Genomic DNA, 16,435 nt, shown 5'->3' on the forward strand with positions numbered 1-16,435 from the left:
TGTAAAGCGATATTGACCTTCGAAAAGATGTGATCGGCTACCGGCGCTTCCTTAGCAGCGGCTTCCCGGGTTTGTACAGATGGGTTTTATATACCTCAAACCAGCCAACGGTTAACAGCGCGATGTTTACACATAAGAACAGCCTGGCTGCATGAACAGGAACCAATCCGAAAACATTACGTACCGGAGGTACAAGATGAATGACAGCCAGGAATGACAGCGAAATGAGCAATACCCAGGGCGTGAGGTTATTTTTGTAATGTATGGTCTTAAAAATGTTTTCCGTAAACGAACGGTTGGTGAACGTAAGGAATATATTACTAACGATAAGGGTGGTAAAAACCAGGGTCCTCGTTTCATTGATCGAGTCGCCGATGTACATGGAAAAATAATATAACCAAAGTGTGCCAACGGCTATTATAAGTCCCTGGAAGATGCTTATCAGTAATTCATCCTGCGCAAAAAGGCCTGTATTTCGCTTACCCGGCGGTAGTTGCATCACCTTATCTTCCACGGGTTCGCGTTCAAAAAAAACCGAGCAGGTTGGCCCCATGATCAATTCAAGAAAGATAACATGTACCGGCGTAAAAATATTAGGGTACTTCCAGCCAAGCAGAACAGGGAGAGATGCGGTGAGGATAATGGGTATGTGTATCGATATGATATAACGGATAGCTTTTTTCAGGTTGCTGAATGTCTTCCGGCCATGTTTTATCGCCTCTGTCACTTTCGAAAGATCGTCATCGGTTATTATAAGGTCGGCTGCCTGGCGTGCTATTTCGGCGCCTTTCTTTCCAAGGGCAATGCCAATGTCTGAAGATCTTAAGGCTGGAGCGTCATTGACCCCGTCGCCCGTCATGGCCACTATATGGCCATTTGCTTTCAATGCGTTTACAACTACCCGTTTTGCTTCAGGGAACATTCTTACAAAGAGCGTCGTTTCTTCCACTGTTTTCTTCAGGTCATCTTCCCGCATTTGCATAACCTGTTCGCCCGTTACATATGTCAAATTCCCGGTTATGCCAACCTGTTGGCAAATGGTTACGGCTGTTTCTGCAAAATCACCCGTCACCAGTTTAATAGCTATATGCGCACCGGTAATTTGTTTAAGCACCCGGCTAATATATTGTTTTGGGGGATCATACAAACAAAGCAGCCCTTCAAACTTCCAGTTAAATTCGTCCTGCGTGCCCGGGAAATCCTTTTCAATACGGGTGGCGCTGGCAATGCCAATTACCCGGAACCCGTTTTGCGCCTGCGTTTTTGCGATGGCATTCACCCTGGCCGTTTCCTGTTCATTCAGCCCGCAAACCTTCAATATACGTTCGGGCGCGCCCTTGGCCGCAGCTATGTAAAAACCGCTTCCCTCATAAATATGCGTCATCATCGGCGGTGTGCCCTGCAGTGGGTACTCATACACCTGTGCCGGTTGTTCAACATGCCCGTTACGGTTATGTGATCGAAATGCCTCTTTTATCGCTGTTTCCATAGGGTCGAACGGCTCGTTCTCACTCGCAAGCGAAGCAAATTTCAATACGTTTGATCCATTCGATCGTTCACCGGAATCGATCAGTATATCTTTATCATAATCGTAAATGGTTTTTACGGTCATTTTGTTTTCGGTGATGGTGCCGGTTTTATCGAGGCATATTACATCCACTGTGCCGAGGTTTTCAATGGTCTGTGGCTGCCTTGTTATAATTCCCAGTTTGCTCATCTGCCATGCGCCGAGGGCCATGAACGAGGAAAAAGCTACCGGTATCTCTTCCGGGATAGCGGCCATGGCCAGCGTTAACGCAAATAACAAACTTTGTACAGGCATTCCGCTTTCCAGGTAATTGATAAGCCAGATCAGCAAAAATGCAATGATGCCAAAAATAGCGAGTGAGCGAACAAAACGGTTTACCTGGTTTTGAAGTAAGGTTTTGGAGGTAACATTCGTATCTATTGTTTTCCCGAGTTTGCCGAGTATTGTACTATTGCCGGTAGCTGTTACAATGGCATAACACTTTCCGGTATTTATAGTTGTTCCCTGGTAAATAATGTTATTATCCGTATGCTCATGTTTCTCTACCGGCAGCGATTCGCCGGTAATGATGGATTCGTTTACCGAAAGATCATTTTCCTGTAAAATGGTAGCGTCGGCAGGAACATTGTTTCCTTCTTCAAGGATCATTACATCGCCCGGCACCAGGTCTTCGGAAGAGATGTTTTTTGTTACGCTGTCCCTGATCACTGTCACTTCGGGCTCGGTATATTTTTTCAATGCCTGCAATGCCTTTGTACTTCGAATGTCCTGGTATAAAGAAATAGCCGTAACGAAACAAATAGCCACCAGCATCATAATTCCTTCCGTTGGCTGCCCCAGCATAAAGTAAATAGAGCAGGCGATCATCAACAGGATAAACATCGGTTCGGCGATGATGTCTTTCAATACATGGAGTAAACGCCTTTGTTTTTCAAGTTCAAAACGGTTCTTTCCGTATCGCTGCCTGAGTACGGGAATCTCGCTTTCCGGTAATCCTGTTATATTCCCTATGGTAATTACTTTGCCTGCCATACAATTACTGTAAAAGCAAGATATTCAATTTGCTTTAAGGCAATTTATGATAATTGTCATGGAAGTGTATAATCCTTATCAATCAGCAGGCCAATAATTCCTGTTCCCCGCTGAAAATGAATTGGTAACCAGTTTCATAAACCTGCGTGACCAATATCACCTGTTTTAAGAGTAACAGGCTATAACTTACTCCAAATTTTTTCAAATGAAAGATGGAATACCAGCGCAAAGCCAGTTACATGCATTGTTTCCCAACCTCGAAGAGGGTTTGTATGATGAAATGCTGGAACATGGGAATGTAAAGGAAATTCCGGCGGGAACTACATTGCTGCGTAACGGCCAAACCATTCGCTCGATGATAGTGGTACTGGAAGGTGTTGTAAAATTATACCAGGAAGACGATGAAGGCAATGAATTCTTTATATACAACATATCTCCCGGCCAGGCTTGCGCGGTGTCGTTGGTGTGTACGTATACGCAGGAGCAAAGCCAGGTAACGGCTAAAGCTTTAACCGATGTTACGGCGCTTACCATTCCGCTGCAATACATGGACAAATGGCTGGCTCAATATAAAAGCTGGCATTATTTTGTGATCAGAACCTATCGGGCCCGGTATGAAGAACTGTTGAATACGGTCAATGAGATCGCCTTTAAAAATATGGATGAGCGGCTTGAGTTCTACCTGAAAAAGCAGGTAAGGCAGTTGGGCAAACAGGTGAAATTAACTCACCAGGAAATTGCAACCGACCTGAATTCATCACGGGAAGTAATAAGCCGGCTGATGAAAAAAATGGAAAGGAACGGCTGGATCATTATTCATCGTAACTCGTTCGAGTGGATCAGGGATTGACCTTTCCATTTACATTTTTTCATCAACTCAGTTAATGCGGCAGCTTTTCCCTGAAATATCCATACGTCCAGGTGCCGGCAATAGCGCTGAGCACAACCACGGCAACTACCAACGCACCTGTGCCGATCTGTGCAAACAACGGGCCGGGACATGCGCCGGTAAGCGCCCAGCCTAACCCAAACAACAACCCGCCATAAACCTGCCCTTTGTTGAATTTTTTAGGATGGAATTCGATCTTTTCGCCGTGGATCGTTTTCAGGTTGAATTTTTTGATAAGCCATACTGAGATAATACCCACCACCACCGCGGTTCCGATCACACCATACATGTGAAAGCTTTGCAGGCGAAACATTTCCTGAATGCGGAACCATGAGATGATCTCGGCTTTTACAAACACGATCCCAAACACGATTCCCACCGCCATGTATTTGAAATTATACCACCAGGGATGCACTTTGTGCGATTCGTTCACACACATTGTATCCAATGATCGCGCTTCAAGGTCTGCATCGGCGGTATAGCCATTGCCGCTCAATGGTTTTACCGTTGTATTTTCTTTTATTACTTGCATAGTATTTTATTAAGTTGTTATAAACTATAAACTAAGAATGACCGGTAGTATAAAGTTGGCCATAATAAAACCGCCTACCATAAACATAACCGTGGCTATCAGCGAAGGCAGCTGCAGATCGCTTAACCCCATAATGGCATGCCCCGAAGTGCAGCCGCCGGCATACCGGGCTCCGAAACCTACGATGAACCCGCCACCAATAAGCATGATCAGTCCGCGAACAGTGAACAGGCTCTCCACAGAAAAAAGCTCTTTAGGCAGCAGGTTCTCATGATCGGTAACGCCGTATCCTGCCAGTTCGGAAGCCAGCCGCGGATCGATCTCCACCGGGTTCGGATTGGCAAGTAACTGGGCGGCAATGATCGCTCCGGCCAGGATGCCGCCAACAAAAAAGAAATTCCATATTTCTTTTTTCCATTCGTATTTAAAAAATTTGATGCCGGCCGGAAAACATGCTGCACATGCGTGACGAAGGTTGGCCGAAATGCCGAGGTGTTTATTGCCGAGCAGCAGTAACGCCGGAACGATCAATCCGATTATAGTGCCCGCCACATACCAGGGCCAGGGCTGTTTCAACATTTCTAACATAATTTAATTATTTCGTTGTTTTATGATTGCAAAAATGAGGATCAGGATCAGGCTTACAAGTGATTTACATCACTTATACGGGAAGCAGTAGCGGCAGCCGTTTGTGTAAAATCAAAAATGATAGTTAAAAATAAAGTTCCATGAACTTACGTCCACTTTATTGATCACATATTTATCATTGCCAAAGCTGTCGCCCGATCTGCCCTTGTACACATAAAGAAAATGCGCCTCCAGTCCCTTCAGCCATCCTTCAAACTCATGGTGTATATCGATATTCAATTGGGTATATGAAGGCATCCCATATTTATTGAGCGCAAACCTGGTTGCTTCCGGTAAGTTAAAGTATCCAATACCTGTTTGTGTTTTCAGCCTCAGTTTCGGAATGGTATATCCCAGTTTAAATACATAGGCATCGACATCTCCTAGGCCTTCATTGCGTTCACGCGACAGGTAAGTGAAAAAGGGTTCACGTCCCCATTCCCTGGGCATCAGGTAGCGGCCATGTGCGGTAATCCTGTTATAATTAAGCGAAGTTTGCCAGCGATCATTTTCCCAACCCATCTTAGCTCCAAATGTTTGGGATTTTCCACCCTTCGGAAAATATGTTTTACGCTGGTCTGCATTGCCGCCGTTATTGATAGCATCCTGTCTTATAAACTGTAAGCCGGCAACTAATTTGCTTTTGTCTTTTAATGGGTACGAATAATGGGCCTGCACCAGCAGGGAATTGAATATATTTTCAGTGAATACATCATAGGCTTTTAATGAAAGGCAGTCGCCGGCATTATAGGTAATGCCAATAATGCCAATTCCTTTGCTTTTCAAATTACCCTTATATTCCGATCGTGTACCATCGGGGTTTACCCCCTGTGAGTACAAACCAATCGATTCAGCCGCTGTATACCATCTGACGGTACCGCGTGGTGATACTTCAAATAAATATCCAGCCTCGATCTTCGTATTCTTTATATCGTTTATTTCGGCATATATGCCGCCGGCTTCCGTAGGCCGCATGCGGCTATCCTGCAGGTTAATGAAGGGGGTATTGATGAGCTGCCTCCCCAATGTAATGTGCGACTGTTTGCGGTTATACTTCAAATAAAGTTCCTCCAGCCGGTCTATGTCCGTTTTGTTATACCGGTCTTCCACATCGAACAATCCCTGTTCATACCTGCTGAACTGGTTTGTTTTGGGGTCGGGTTTCGAGAGCGCTGAAGAACCAATATTGAAGATGAAAAAACCGCTGACGCCAAATTGGAATCCTTTATAGGGCGCCGATTCGAATTTGATCCCGCCACCCACGGCATTGGCATAAAAGTCGGTCAAGCCGGTCTTATTATCCGTTGCCATAAAGAAATACCTGAAATGCCCGTGTATTTGCCCTGTTTTGAATGCGTGTAGCAGTGAGGCGGTATCTGCTGTCTGCTGCTGTTTTCCTTTCCAGAGTGGGGGCTGGCCGTTGATCTCCTGGTGCTGTGCATTGGCGAACGCGCCTGTTTGTAATGTGATCAAAACTAAAAGTGCCCGCTTCATTCCTTTGTGTTGGTTTTTGTATCAACTTTACAGCTGCCCGTGCTGCAGGCGCCGGCGCCGCAACAGCCTGCATTCAACACAGCTAACAGTACAAGAAAGCTGCCCCCCAACCCTAACAACAGGTCATGACTGCGAATGGCAAATACCGTTACAACAATTCCAATGATCAATCGCAGTATCCTCATAAAATTCCATCCGGTAGCAATAAGCGTTTTCATAATGATCGTCTTAGTTTAAATGATATTGAATGTCTTCGAGCCCGCCGCCATTGTAAACATTTTTGATGCCTTTCTGAAGCAGGAATGCCACGGCGTGCCCGCTTCTGTTGCCGCTGCGGCAGTATATTACCACAGGCGACTGGCCCAGTCCCTCAATTTCCGTATGCCTTTTTTCAAACTGATCAAGCGGAATATTTATAGCTCCGTTTATATGGCCTGCTTTGAACTCGGTGTTTGTTCGTACGTCTACAAATTTTGTAGCCCGGTCTTTTAATATTTCTTTTGGTATCATGGTGTAATTTTTTGAGTGTTATACTATACATGCAAATGTTGCTAAAACCTTTTACGCTATAATTGACATAAGTCACTTATACGGTTCATTAGTGTGCGCCGCCGCCGGGAAAGAAGATCTCTTTTATTATTATGTAAATACCCATTACCAATACAAACCAGCCAAAGCCTTTCTTCAAACCTTCCGCCGACAGCTTTTTGCTCAGTGCATTACCGATGAAAATACCGGCAATTGCCAAACCCGTAACAGACAACAACAATGTCCAGTCCATGGCTTCCTTACCGGGGTCGCCGGTAAAACCTATCAGTGATTTTGCAGCAATGATCAGCAGTGATGTGCCAACTGCCTGTTTCATTGGTAATTTGCTGAGCAGCACCAGGGCCGGGATGATCAAAAAGCCGCCGCCCGCACCCACTAAACCGGTAAGCACGCCTACCACAATTCCCTCAACCAGTATTAATGGGTAGTTGAACTTTTGTACGGTGTCATCCCGTTCTTCGGTCTTTTTGTTCTTATTCCGTATCATCGATACGGAAGCGAATACCATCAGCACGGCAAAGAGCAGCATCATCAGCAATGCCTTTGTCACTACAAGATCTCCAATGGAGAATAATTCGTCGGGAATGGAGGGCACTATGAATGCCCGGGTGGCAAACACTGCAGCTATGGACGGCAAACCGAAGATGATAGCTGTTTTTAGATTTATTTCTCCACCCTTATATTTAGGAAAGCTGCCAATAAAGCTGGTAGAGCCTACTATAAAAAGTGAATATGCCGTAGCTAAAACAGGTTGTACCCTGAAGAGGTAAACAAGTACAGGAACGGTGAGTATAGAGCCGCCACCGCCGATAAGCCCCAGTGAAATGCCGATCACGAGAGAGGCGATATATCCAACTATTTCCATACGTAAATATTTTATGCAGCAAAATTGATAGTTGGTATCCACTCTATCGGTGATATGGGTTACTTATAGGATGTTGATCATATACCGCCGCTATAAGTAACATCGATCACAGATAGCGTAGTTTACTTCAATCATCTTTGCACTGTAATCAAACTTAAAAACTTAAAATAGATCTTATGTTCTTTCAACATGTATACGACAACTCACTGGCGCAGGCAAGTTATGTTATCGGCTGTCAGAAAGCCGGTGTAGCCGCTGTTATCGATGCCAAACGCGACGTAGATACTTATCTCGACATTGCGAAGCAGAACGGTTTGCAGATAACCCATATTCTTGAAACACATATTCATGCAGATTTTCTTGCCGGCTCCAGGGAACTGGCTGCATTGACCGGCGCACAAATGTACCTCTCTGCTGAAGGTGGAAAAGGCTGGGAATATGAATTCCCGCATATAGGCCTGAAAGACGGCGATGTGATCAAATTAGGCAACCTCGAAATAAAGGTATTACATACGCCGGGCCATACCCCTGAAAGCATCAGCTTCCTGCTAATCGATCTGCCGGCCAGTAACCAACCTGTAATGCTTTTCACCGGAGATTTCGTATTTGTTGGCGATATCGGAAGACCCGATCTGCTCGAAAAGGCAGCCGGAATAAAAGGCACCCAGGAAGCGGGCGCGCATCAGCTATATGAATCACTGAAGAAGTTTGAAGCGTTGCCCGATTTTGTACAGGTTTGGCCGGGGCACGGCGCCGGTTCGGCCTGCGGTAAGCAATTGGGAGCTGTGCCCGGTACAACCGTTGGTTATGAAAAGGCAAGGAACTGGGCATTCGCATACAAAAACAATGAGGCGGGGTTTGTAAATTATGTACTTGCAGACCAGCCGGAACCACCCAGGTATTTTGCCATGATGAAAAAGCTGAATAAGGTAAACAGGCCGCTGCTTACCGGAGTGCCTACACTTAAACTGATAAGTAATGATGAATTACAGGCGGCGCTGAACAAAGGCATAAAACTGATCGATACAAGAAATAAGACCGAATTTGCAGAAGGATTTATTCTCGGCAGCATCAATATACAGGGTAACAATTCATTTGGCACCTGGGCGGGATGGTTTCTTAACTATGACGAACCGTTTATCTTACTTGCAGATGAATCGCAGCTCGACGACCTTACCCGGAAACTGATGCGTATTGGCCTCGATTACATCTACGGTTATGTGCCTTCCACCGCCGAATGGGTAAAAGCCGGCGGCCGCCTGCAAAAAGCCAATGTCATTTCTTTGAAGGAATTCAGGTCTTTATATTACAACAATGGCATACAGGTAGTTGACCTGCGCGGGGCTGCCGAATACAATAGCGGGCATATCAAGGGCGCAAACAATGTATTTGTGGGTACCTTACCCGACAACCTCCACAGGATCGACAGGGATAAAAAAGTTATCATTCATTGCCAGGGCGGCGATCGCGCAGCTATTGCCTATTCGCTGCTTGTGAAAAACGGGTATACCAATGTATTGAACTACTCAGCCGGCATGAACGAATGGGTACGCGAAGGTAACCCTGTAGAGAGTAGCAGTAAAAAGTTAACTTCGGTAGCGATGTAATTGTCAGGCTCACCTGCGAAAAGTGAGTATAAGTAAAAGGGAACATAACGATTACGTTTGTTCCCTTTTTACTTATTTATGGGTTATTTGAGTTTTATGTTCATTGAGATGATATTTGCATTCATCGCATTATTCCTCGTGTAGTGACCGTAACGCAGTTCGATCATATTGAAGCGTTGAATGCCAAAAACTCCTTTGGGCGGCGCCAGCCTGATCCCTGCTCCGAGGAAATTGCTGTTGAATTTCGACAGATCGTAGTTGCTGGTATAATATGCCGCTGCGCCTGTATGCCGTTCATAAGGCGAAAAGTATTTTACGGCAGACTGGTTGTAGAACCTGTAAAATGGACTTATCGAAAAGAACGGGGTGATCTTCACCGGTACTTCGAGGTTTACCGTGTGCGATGAAATTCCCCAATCGTCTTTGTAATACCGGTAATAAGTTCGAATGATAAACCGATCGCCAATGAAGTAGTTTGCCCTGAAGCCCAGCGGTATTTTAAACCGGCTGTCGGGCAGCTTTTCTTGGTGAACGCTGCCATCTGCGAAATATACGCGGTAAAAGGGCAGGCTCAAAAAGCCCTGCTGTTGCACCACATCTGCCAGCAATGCAACCTGCAGGTTTTTGTTTATGACCTGCGACCACGAGAGGGAAGCGGCAACGGTGGTGCGCGCCTCCGTTCCATTATCCTTTGCCGACCCGTTGTTGCGAAGTTCTTCGGGGGCTATCAGCCGCACCTGGTCGAAGTATGCCTGTAGCCGTGCGGAAAACTCCCCATTCCTGTCTTTCGTTTTTTTTGAGAACCCGATATTGGCACCGAACGACTGGTAATCGAACTCTGTAGATGACGATATGCCTGCGCTGATGGTTTTGCCTTTCTGTTCATTTTCCATGCTCCACGTAAGCGAAGGATAAAGACGGGTGTCGGCATAGGAAGCAGACGTATTGGCTTTCAGGTCTACTTTATCGGAAGATGCCGAGGTATAATGGTCGATGCCCACTTCCACATCGAATGTATGTTTCCGCAGTTTACGGTCGTACCTTGCCAGTTTTATATCAAAAACATTTGCAATGTCGGTAAGTTTTTGTGTACCGTTGCCGCCGGTAACCGCGGCATGATCGCCATTCTGGCCATAGTAACTTGACACGAGGTTGATCTCTTCTATTTTCAGTTTTCTGAGTCCGAATCCGGTAGTATCAGGTGTTTGCTGCGAAAACGATCTCAACAAACAGGCTATGCCGAAAGCGGTTAAAAAAAATCTTTTCATTTGTAAGGCTTTAACTGTTCAAATTAATTACATCCGCAACCGCCGCCGCTTTTCCCGGCATTGGCGCCGGAAGCGCCTTCCCGGTAAGCCTGAAAGCTCAATTCTGTTTTTTCCACTTTCCTGTTGCCCAGGGTCATTTCCGAATCGTTCAATTTACTTTTCTGGTATTCTTTAACCGGCTGGCATGAGCATGCCAGTATAACCAGTATTGCCATCACTGGGGCAATTGTCTTTTGAGTCATTTTATACGAATGTTTTTGGTAGAATAAATGTTGTTATTGTCATCGACTATAATACATCCCAGGTAATGGATCTGGTTTATAAGGTTCAGGCCTGCCTGAACACCCATTACCATAACCGGTGTAGCCATGGCATCGGCGATCTCTGCATAGGGACTGATTATGGTAACGCTTTTAATACCTGTTACCGGCATGCCTGTTTCGGGATTGATCGTATGGGAGTATTTTTTTCCGTCGATGAAAACGTACTTTTCATAATTACCCGAAGTAGCGATGGCCAGGCCGGAAATATCAAGCCAGGAGAATGCAGCGCGGGCATTGTCGGGGTGTGCTATACCGATGGTCCAGGGTTGTCCATTGGCCTGCCGGCCCCAGGTGATAAGGTCTCCTGAGGCATTTACAATGCCGCTTTGTATTCCTTCTTCTACCAGTATCGCTTTGGCCCTGTCGGCGGCATACCCTTTGCCAATGCCGCCAAAGCCGATGCGCATTCCTTTTTCTTTCAGCATCACCGTACAGTTCTGTTCGTTCAGGATTATATTGCGGTAATTGATCAGCCTGACCATGCTTTTTGCGGTTGCTGCATCAGGTAATTGCGTCATGGCGGTGTCGAAGTTCCATAAACATTTATCCAACGATCCATAGGTGATATCGAAAGCGCCGCCGGTTACCGAAGATATTTTTAATGACCGTTTGATCAGTTCAAAAACTTCCCGGTCTGTTTTAACGGCCCTAATGCCGGCCATGCGATTGATCTCATTGGTTTGGCTGTTCTCATCAAAAGTGGTAAACAGCTTTTCAATTCTCCTGATCTCCGCAATTGCCATGGCTATTTTTTCGTTCGCCACGTCTTTGTCATCGCACACAACGGTAAATTCAAAGGTGTTGCCCATCAGCCGTTCCACCTGTTTGAATTCAGTCAACGCGATATTACTTTCGACCCGCATGGCAAACGGTTTTTATCTGTTCAATAAATTGGGCGCTGTTATTCGAATAGCCGTCCCAGGATCTTATGACCTGCCCATCGGCTGTCATTACCACTGTGTACGGGAATTTCCCTAAAGGATTATACTTATCGGCCAGCGCTTCATTACTTAGCTGTAATTCTTTTGGCAGCCGGTTCTTTTTACTTCGCGGAAAATCGGCCCTGTACAGCACCAGCGCCTGATCGGCCAGTGTTTTAAATTCATCGCTTTCAAACACTTCCTTATGTAACCTGATGCAGGGCGCGCACCAGTCGGATCCGGAAAAATTCAACAATATGTATTTGTGTTCTTCCCCGGCTAATTTTTTAGCCGTTTCGAAGTCGGGCTGCCAATTGGTAAATGACAGGCTCAGGCCTGTGGCCAGCAATATGATCAGCAATTTCATAAAGTAATAATGAGTTGTATTTACAATTAATTCGCAGGCGCTTTTACCTTACCGGGTAAAGTAAATGCAACCAGTATAACAGAAGCTGTGCAGGTAACAGATGAAGGCCGGCAAAGGTACCAAAACCAGGCTTTCGTTTACAGCCGGTGTTGACGGTTAACAACCCGTTTGCAAAAATTAACCGGTACGGTTTGCCGGGTTCATAATTGATGAAAAACTAATACCATAGTGGCAGAAGCTGCTGTTTACTGTAAGTTGAAGTTTGTTTGTATGCCTGATCAGGCTTTGGGAGGCTGAAAGATGTTACCGGTAAGCAAAATGTGAGGAATATCGTCGTTTAATACGGGTTGTACCACCGGAGGAAGCTCCGGCGTTTTTAATACGTATTTTGGCAGATCCGGTTCGTAGGGCGTGTTCCTGCAGAACGTGTCGGGCGTTTTCTTGAATGGCAACTGCATATCCTGTTGATAATCGGCATCTAAAGGTTGGGGGTCGATATAATGCATTTTAAAAAAGGAGCCTAACGTAATATAAGGGCTCTCTTTTTTATGCTTTATAAAATGAGTTACCAGCAGCGGCAGTTTTAAAACCTGGCAGGCGTTCGTTGCTCCCAGTAAGTAAATTGACATCAGAAATATGGCTGCCCTTTCTTTCACCGGCTGAAGTTATCGAAAAAATATGGGTAGATGACTTATCGTTAAACCGGGAAGAAGTAACTTGTAAGGAAATTTAACGAAAGGTCAGTCATTAACTCTTGCTTTATGTCATTGTAAGTAAATGAACTGCAGGAATTAATATTTTTAATGTTGCCAGATCTTACTCATGCACATTTTGTTTTTTCACCTGACAGGTATTTAATCCGAAAAGGGAATACAATGGACATGTCCCTATCAAACTGGTGATTACAAACACACTACCTAATATTACAAGTATTATACCTGCTATACCGGTAACCACGCCGGCAAAATAAAGATACCCAAATGCCGCTGCCAGCATAACGCGAATGATACGGTCGGCAGCACCCATGTTTTTTTTCATAAAAAACTATTTTGGAGTTATTGAATGAACACCCGGTTTCGTAACAGGCCAATGCAGATGCATCGTCATTACCGGGTGCTGTTTTTCAATATAAAGTTATAATGTCACGCTGTTTCCGGTATTGATTTTAATTACCTGTAAAATGATTTTCGTCATTATCAGTCTGATAAAATTATTTTATGATGTGTTTAGGGGTGCAATTAAAGAACCTGTTAAGCCCCTCTTATAAGACCTCGCCCCAGGCGCCTGATTCCGTTGGAATGAGTACAGCTGTGGGTGGCTGCCGTTCGTTCAACAGGTGGAAGAAACAGCTACCGTGTGCTTGTTCTGCAGGGGGCCAATACATCAATGACATTGACAGCTGATCTGATGAACACACTTCCTGACGACCCGGTGCCGGATCGCCTGATGGTTGAAGTGCATAACATTTTTTGACAGTATAGAGCTCACCGAATTATGGAAGAGGGTTCCCTGATCTTTTAAAAGCTATCCGTAGTTGGATAGGTTCATTTTCGCACCATTAAGCATCCGTTCCGGTTTTTACCGGAACGGCTTTTTTTATTTTCCGGAATGTGAACCATGTAATGACCTATGAAGAGATAAAACCGGGGAGTACCAATTATTTTGGTTATCTTACTGTTATGTCAAAATACAAAGATGTAGTGGTAACACTCTCAAAAAAACATCCCGAAACCGGCGAAACGGCGCCGGCGGGGCGCACCTATGTAATTGGTGTATTGGGCAATAAAAAGAAATGGTATGAAATTGATTCGCAGTCTTTAAACGGCTTGTCTGACGAAGATCTGCAAAAGGAGCTGTTTAAAATATTGCATCCGCAAACACATCATTAATCGTTTTGAGTGGGCCCGTTAGGAAGATAACCCTGGAAGGATGATACGCTTGAAGATGTGTGGCAGAAAACGCTGCAATACTATCCGTCCCTTATATCCAACAGAGAATTGATAGCGGCAGAGGGTTGCAAAAAGACCTCGTGAAAAAGCAGTTTCTACCTGAAATAAATGTTCAGGCGATTCTTTTTTTTATAGTGTTGGGCCGAATACCTCGCCAGCAATTGGGGCTCTTAATATAGAATGTATCCGGGCCATTTCCCCCTTTTTTAGTATATTGCACCAGGTTATAACATTGACAGAATTTATTACTCATTCCGCGATCAGCATTCTTTCTACCCAAGACAATCGCCAGACCCTCACGGGACCTTCACGAGACTTTCACAAGACCTTTACGAGACCCTCACGGGACCTTTACGAGACCTTTATGGGAGTGTAATGGCTTCAGAGGCTACATTCAATGGCCTTGCACTTCGGTTAAACTATAGATAAAAGCCAATGAAAATATACTGAAACGGGTATTTGTATTTATGTGAATAGCCCGGGAACAGCCTACAGATTGCCTGATGACACGCTGGCGATTGCCTCACACACCAGGGATCGTAGAGGGGCCGCAGGCAATCCCTGGCGCATTTCAGTACAATACCCCGGCTATCTGTCTACCATTAACGTACAATGCAAGTGCAATTAACCCGGCTTTTTAAGGAGGTAGGAATTTATACCGATACCAATCAAACGGATATTTTAATGTTTGTGTGCAGGCAAGTATCCGTATCATACGTTCAGCGGCCTTAAATCGATGGAGAAATACTGGTTCAGGGTAGTGTCCATAAGCCATGATGGAGAGTATATATCATCTCCGGTCACTAACGACCGGCAGGGGATGAAGATCATTGAGAACGAAGGTATTTTAGAACTGCTGAGGTAAGGCATACCAACACGCTCTGCAGGAAGCCTGGATACACACCACCCGAACCAACAAATGAACGTGAAATTTGAACCAACCATATATACTCTATTGACTTTCGTTTATTCGCCAACCATTTTTGTCTCTAATCACTTGAATACCAGTTTTAAGTTCTGTAAGCCCGGGATTTGTTGCAAGCGACCTTTCTAGCTGTTGAAAGTACTCAACGCTATTGAAGAAAATGTCAATGTTGTCAATTTGTCGTTTCGTACTGTATTTTCATATTAGATATAATTTTTTTTACGTGCCGAGGTTATTAGTTGATCCATAATGTTGCAGCTGAACAAATTTCATTAAGCATCACGCCCTCTATCCTTCGTTTTTGTTTTCAATTAATTCTTGTTTCAAACTTTCAGATATCAGATTGTTTGTTACTAAATATTTGCTCATCAATTTTAAAAAGCGCTTCGAGCTCTTTAAATAGTCTTTGTCAAATTTATTATCGCTTATTGTTTCCAGGTAAGAGTATGCCCTTTTGACAAATCGTCCTGCTCCTTCGAATTGTTTGCTTATAAAAAGTGTTCCAACTAACGAAATGTAAGCCACAAACTCATATTGAATATGATTTCTTCTTAGGTACTCTGGCGGAAGTTTTTGGTTCATACTCTGAAAGTGAGAAATTATTTCAATGTCACTCACGTATTTTTCCTTCTCAATTACAAACCAGTCGTCTAAAATTTCCCCGTTGAAATCTGTTTCAAGTTCATAATATCCTATTGGTTCAATATTGTCAAGCCATACATTATCACGATCATCTAAATAAAGCCCAATTCTTGTCCTGATTATTGCTGAACCTATACGCCTGTCTATTTGGTATTCAAACCTTTCAAAAATGGTTTTGATTTCATTTTCAGTATAGCCGTTCAAAAAGTCATTATTGTTTGAGTTGTCCTTGAAAATTTGTAGAAGACAGTTAAATGCAATTTGTTTTAGGTCAAACGCATTACATTTCCGTTTTAATAATATTTCAAGTTCCTGGTCGGTCATGAGATCAGAGTTAACTACAATTAATTATCTTTTAAATAAACACGCCGGGATTACGCTGCTGATTGTTTCAATGCTCAATGCCCGATATCACTATTGGCAATGCCAATGGCTGCCGTTTATTTATTTAGTTCCAAATATTTCTCCATTAAATGTATGTGTGCAACAACTGCAAGATGGTGTCATATCAATCGCGGTTAAATTTGGATTGGTTTTTTGTAAAATGTGATTTTCGTCAACAAATAAACCAGAAAAATAGGACGATTCGCCAACTCTAATATAATCTTCCTTTTCATCTTCATTTAATGCAACCAGCCAGAATATTGGTTCAGATTTATCTAATCTTGATTTTGCTTCACTAAAAACTTCATCCCACTTACAGCCAACTTTTGATAATAAAAATCGAAAGAGTGGAGTATAATCCAAGCCTCTTTCTTTTTTGCCAAACATTGTTCCTCTTATTTGTTGCAACGATTCTTTCTTCTTATTTCTTGTATATTTGAAATCTCCACCAAAGTCATGGTGAACACCTTTTGCCTTAGTGTTAACTTTTCTATATAATTTAGATTTCTTTCTATCCATTTTCTAATTTATTGC

General features: G+C 43.9%; 19 protein-coding genes. 4 read left to right on the forward strand and 15 right to left on the reverse strand.

Annotation, left to right across the window (positions count from 1 at the left end; genetic code table 11):
• Positions 1-37: 37 nt before the first annotated feature.
• Positions 38-2,560, reverse strand: a complete 2,523-nt coding sequence (locus A4R26_RS15870) for a cation-translocating P-type ATPase (protein WP_081164726.1) — start codon at positions 2,558-2,560, stop codon at positions 38-40.
• Between the two features lie 205 nt (positions 2,561-2,765).
• Here A4R26_RS15870 and A4R26_RS15875 point away from each other — a divergent pair, with 205 nt between their 5' ends.
• On the forward strand, positions 2,766-3,410 hold the full coding sequence (locus tag A4R26_RS15875) for a Crp/Fnr family transcriptional regulator (protein ID WP_081164727.1): 645 nt from the start codon (positions 2,766-2,768) through the stop codon (positions 3,408-3,410).
• A 31-nt stretch (positions 3,411-3,441) separates the two neighbouring features.
• On the opposite strand, the gene A4R26_RS15880 is transcribed toward A4R26_RS15875, so the two are convergent.
• From A4R26_RS15880 to A4R26_RS15905, 6 genes are all read right to left on the reverse strand, one after another.
• Positions 3,442-3,981 (reverse strand): DUF6691 family protein, encoded by a 540-nt coding sequence (locus A4R26_RS15880; RefSeq protein WP_081164728.1) that lies wholly within the window; start codon positions 3,979-3,981, stop codon positions 3,442-3,444.
• A gap of 24 nt (positions 3,982-4,005) precedes the next feature.
• On the reverse strand, positions 4,006-4,569 hold the full coding sequence (locus tag A4R26_RS15885) for a YeeE/YedE family protein (RefSeq protein ID WP_081164729.1): 564 nt from the start codon (positions 4,567-4,569) through the stop codon (positions 4,006-4,008).
• 111 nt (positions 4,570-4,680) lie between these two features.
• Positions 4,681-6,102 (reverse strand): OprD family outer membrane porin, encoded by a 1,422-nt coding sequence (locus A4R26_RS15890; protein WP_081164730.1) that lies wholly within the window; start codon positions 6,100-6,102, stop codon positions 4,681-4,683.
• Positions 6,099-6,320: a hypothetical protein gene (locus A4R26_RS15895; protein ID WP_081164731.1), complete on the reverse strand. Its 222-nt coding sequence runs from the start codon at positions 6,318-6,320 to the stop codon at positions 6,099-6,101. Before A4R26_RS15895 ends, A4R26_RS15890 begins: the two co-directional genes overlap by 4 nt.
• A 10-nt stretch (positions 6,321-6,330) precedes the next feature.
• Positions 6,331-6,612, reverse strand: a complete 282-nt coding sequence (locus tag A4R26_RS15900) for a rhodanese-like domain-containing protein (RefSeq protein ID WP_081164732.1) — start codon at positions 6,610-6,612, stop codon at positions 6,331-6,333.
• A gap of 88 nt (positions 6,613-6,700) precedes the next feature.
• A complete protein-coding gene (locus A4R26_RS15905; protein ID WP_081164733.1) occupies positions 6,701-7,516 on the reverse strand; it encodes a sulfite exporter TauE/SafE family protein in 816 nt (271 codons plus the stop codon).
• Between the two features lie 176 nt (positions 7,517-7,692).
• Here A4R26_RS15905 and A4R26_RS15910 point away from each other — a divergent pair, with 176 nt between their 5' ends.
• Positions 7,693-9,123 carry an MBL fold metallo-hydrolase gene (locus A4R26_RS15910; RefSeq protein ID WP_081164734.1) on the forward strand — a complete coding sequence of 477 codons (1,431 nt, stop codon included), beginning with the start codon at positions 7,693-7,695 and terminating at the stop codon, positions 9,121-9,123.
• An 83-nt stretch (positions 9,124-9,206) separates the two neighbouring features.
• On the opposite strand, the gene A4R26_RS15915 is transcribed toward A4R26_RS15910, so the two are convergent.
• The 6 genes from A4R26_RS15915 to A4R26_RS15940 all read right to left on the reverse strand — a co-directional run bounded on the left by A4R26_RS15915 (position 9,207) and on the right by A4R26_RS15940 (position 13,039).
• The gene (locus A4R26_RS15915) at positions 9,207-10,391 is read right to left on the reverse strand and encodes a DUF3570 domain-containing protein (protein WP_081164735.1); all 1,185 of its coding nucleotides are present in this window, start codon (positions 10,389-10,391) and stop codon (positions 9,207-9,209) included.
• Between the two features lie 23 nt (positions 10,392-10,414).
• Positions 10,415-10,633 carry a DUF4266 domain-containing protein gene (locus A4R26_RS15920; protein ID WP_081164736.1) on the reverse strand — a complete coding sequence of 73 codons (219 nt, stop codon included), beginning with the start codon at positions 10,631-10,633 and terminating at the stop codon, positions 10,415-10,417.
• On the reverse strand, positions 10,630-11,577 hold the full coding sequence (locus A4R26_RS15925) for an FAD:protein FMN transferase (protein WP_081164737.1): 948 nt from the start codon (positions 11,575-11,577) through the stop codon (positions 10,630-10,632). Before A4R26_RS15925 ends, A4R26_RS15920 begins: the two co-directional genes overlap by 4 nt.
• The gene (locus A4R26_RS15930; protein ID WP_081164738.1) at positions 11,561-12,001 is read right to left on the reverse strand and encodes a thioredoxin family protein; all 441 of its coding nucleotides are present in this window, start codon (positions 11,999-12,001) and stop codon (positions 11,561-11,563) included. Before A4R26_RS15930 ends, A4R26_RS15925 begins: the two co-directional genes overlap by 17 nt.
• Before the next feature lie 278 nt (positions 12,002-12,279).
• Positions 12,280-12,630, reverse strand: a complete 351-nt coding sequence (locus A4R26_RS15935) for a hypothetical protein (RefSeq protein ID WP_133054700.1) — start codon at positions 12,628-12,630, stop codon at positions 12,280-12,282.
• 187 nt (positions 12,631-12,817) lie between these two features.
• The gene (locus tag A4R26_RS15940; RefSeq protein WP_081164740.1) at positions 12,818-13,039 is read right to left on the reverse strand and encodes a YgaP family membrane protein; all 222 of its coding nucleotides are present in this window, start codon (positions 13,037-13,039) and stop codon (positions 12,818-12,820) included.
• Between the two features lie 641 nt (positions 13,040-13,680).
• Between A4R26_RS15940 and A4R26_RS15945 the strand changes: the two genes are divergently transcribed.
• The gene (locus A4R26_RS15945) at positions 13,681-13,890 is read left to right on the forward strand and encodes a hypothetical protein (protein WP_242674920.1); all 210 of its coding nucleotides are present in this window, start codon (positions 13,681-13,683) and stop codon (positions 13,888-13,890) included.
• Positions 13,891-14,638: 748 nt separating this feature from the next.
• Positions 14,639-14,815: a hypothetical protein gene (locus A4R26_RS35020; RefSeq protein ID WP_165760296.1), complete on the forward strand. Its 177-nt coding sequence runs from the start codon at positions 14,639-14,641 to the stop codon at positions 14,813-14,815.
• A gap of 348 nt (positions 14,816-15,163) precedes the next feature.
• Here the strand turns inward: A4R26_RS35020 and A4R26_RS15950 are convergent, their stop codons facing one another.
• On the reverse strand, positions 15,164-15,841 hold the full coding sequence (locus A4R26_RS15950; protein ID WP_081164742.1) for a hypothetical protein: 678 nt from the start codon (positions 15,839-15,841) through the stop codon (positions 15,164-15,166).
• A gap of 120 nt (positions 15,842-15,961) precedes the next feature.
• Positions 15,962-16,420, reverse strand: a complete 459-nt coding sequence (locus A4R26_RS15955; RefSeq protein WP_081164743.1) for a hypothetical protein — start codon at positions 16,418-16,420, stop codon at positions 15,962-15,964.
• Positions 16,421-16,435 lie beyond the last annotated feature (15 nt).

This window comes from Niastella populi, assembly GCF_002078015.1.
Lineage (GTDB): Bacteria > Bacteroidota > Bacteroidia > Chitinophagales > Chitinophagaceae > Niastella > Niastella populi.

What these genes read in the sequence shown, in the direction of transcription:
- A4R26_RS15870 (WP_081164726.1), bottom strand. Translation starts at nt 2,560, where the DNA reads ATGGCAGGCAAAGTAATTACCATAGGGAATATAACAGGATTACCGGAA.
- A4R26_RS15875 (WP_081164727.1), top strand. Translation starts at nt 2,766, where the DNA reads ATGAAAGATGGAATACCAGCGCAAAGCCAGTTACATGCATTGTTTCCC.
- A4R26_RS15880 (WP_081164728.1), bottom strand. Translation starts at nt 3,981, where the DNA reads ATGCAAGTAATAAAAGAAAATACAACGGTAAAACCATTGAGCGGCAAT.
- A4R26_RS15885 (WP_081164729.1), bottom strand. Translation starts at nt 4,569, where the DNA reads ATGTTAGAAATGTTGAAACAGCCCTGGCCCTGGTATGTGGCGGGCACT.
- A4R26_RS15890 (WP_081164730.1), bottom strand. Translation starts at nt 6,102, where the DNA reads ATGAAGCGGGCACTTTTAGTTTTGATCACATTACAAACAGGCGCGTTC.
- A4R26_RS15895 (WP_081164731.1), bottom strand. Translation starts at nt 6,320, where the DNA reads ATGAAAACGCTTATTGCTACCGGATGGAATTTTATGAGGATACTGCGA.
- A4R26_RS15900 (WP_081164732.1), bottom strand. Translation starts at nt 6,612, where the DNA reads ATGATACCAAAAGAAATATTAAAAGACCGGGCTACAAAATTTGTAGAC.
- A4R26_RS15905 (WP_081164733.1), bottom strand. Translation starts at nt 7,516, where the DNA reads ATGGAAATAGTTGGATATATCGCCTCTCTCGTGATCGGCATTTCACTG.
- A4R26_RS15910 (WP_081164734.1), top strand. Translation starts at nt 7,693, where the DNA reads ATGTTCTTTCAACATGTATACGACAACTCACTGGCGCAGGCAAGTTAT.
- A4R26_RS15915 (WP_081164735.1), bottom strand. Translation starts at nt 10,391, where the DNA reads ATGAAAAGATTTTTTTTAACCGCTTTCGGCATAGCCTGTTTGTTGAGA.
- A4R26_RS15920 (WP_081164736.1), bottom strand. Translation starts at nt 10,633, where the DNA reads ATGACTCAAAAGACAATTGCCCCAGTGATGGCAATACTGGTTATACTG.
- A4R26_RS15925 (WP_081164737.1), bottom strand. Translation starts at nt 11,577, where the DNA reads ATGCGGGTCGAAAGTAATATCGCGTTGACTGAATTCAAACAGGTGGAA.
- A4R26_RS15930 (WP_081164738.1), bottom strand. Translation starts at nt 12,001, where the DNA reads ATGAAATTGCTGATCATATTGCTGGCCACAGGCCTGAGCCTGTCATTT.
- A4R26_RS15935 (WP_133054700.1), bottom strand. Translation starts at nt 12,630, where the DNA reads ATGTCAATTTACTTACTGGGAGCAACGAACGCCTGCCAGGTTTTAAAA.
- A4R26_RS15940 (WP_081164740.1), bottom strand. Translation starts at nt 13,039, where the DNA reads ATGAAAAAAAACATGGGTGCTGCCGACCGTATCATTCGCGTTATGCTG.
- A4R26_RS15945 (WP_242674920.1), top strand. Translation starts at nt 13,681, where the DNA reads ATGTCAAAATACAAAGATGTAGTGGTAACACTCTCAAAAAAACATCCC.
- A4R26_RS15950 (WP_081164742.1), bottom strand. Translation starts at nt 15,841, where the DNA reads ATGACCGACCAGGAACTTGAAATATTATTAAAACGGAAATGTAATGCG.
- A4R26_RS15955 (WP_081164743.1), bottom strand. Translation starts at nt 16,420, where the DNA reads ATGGATAGAAAGAAATCTAAATTATATAGAAAAGTTAACACTAAGGCA.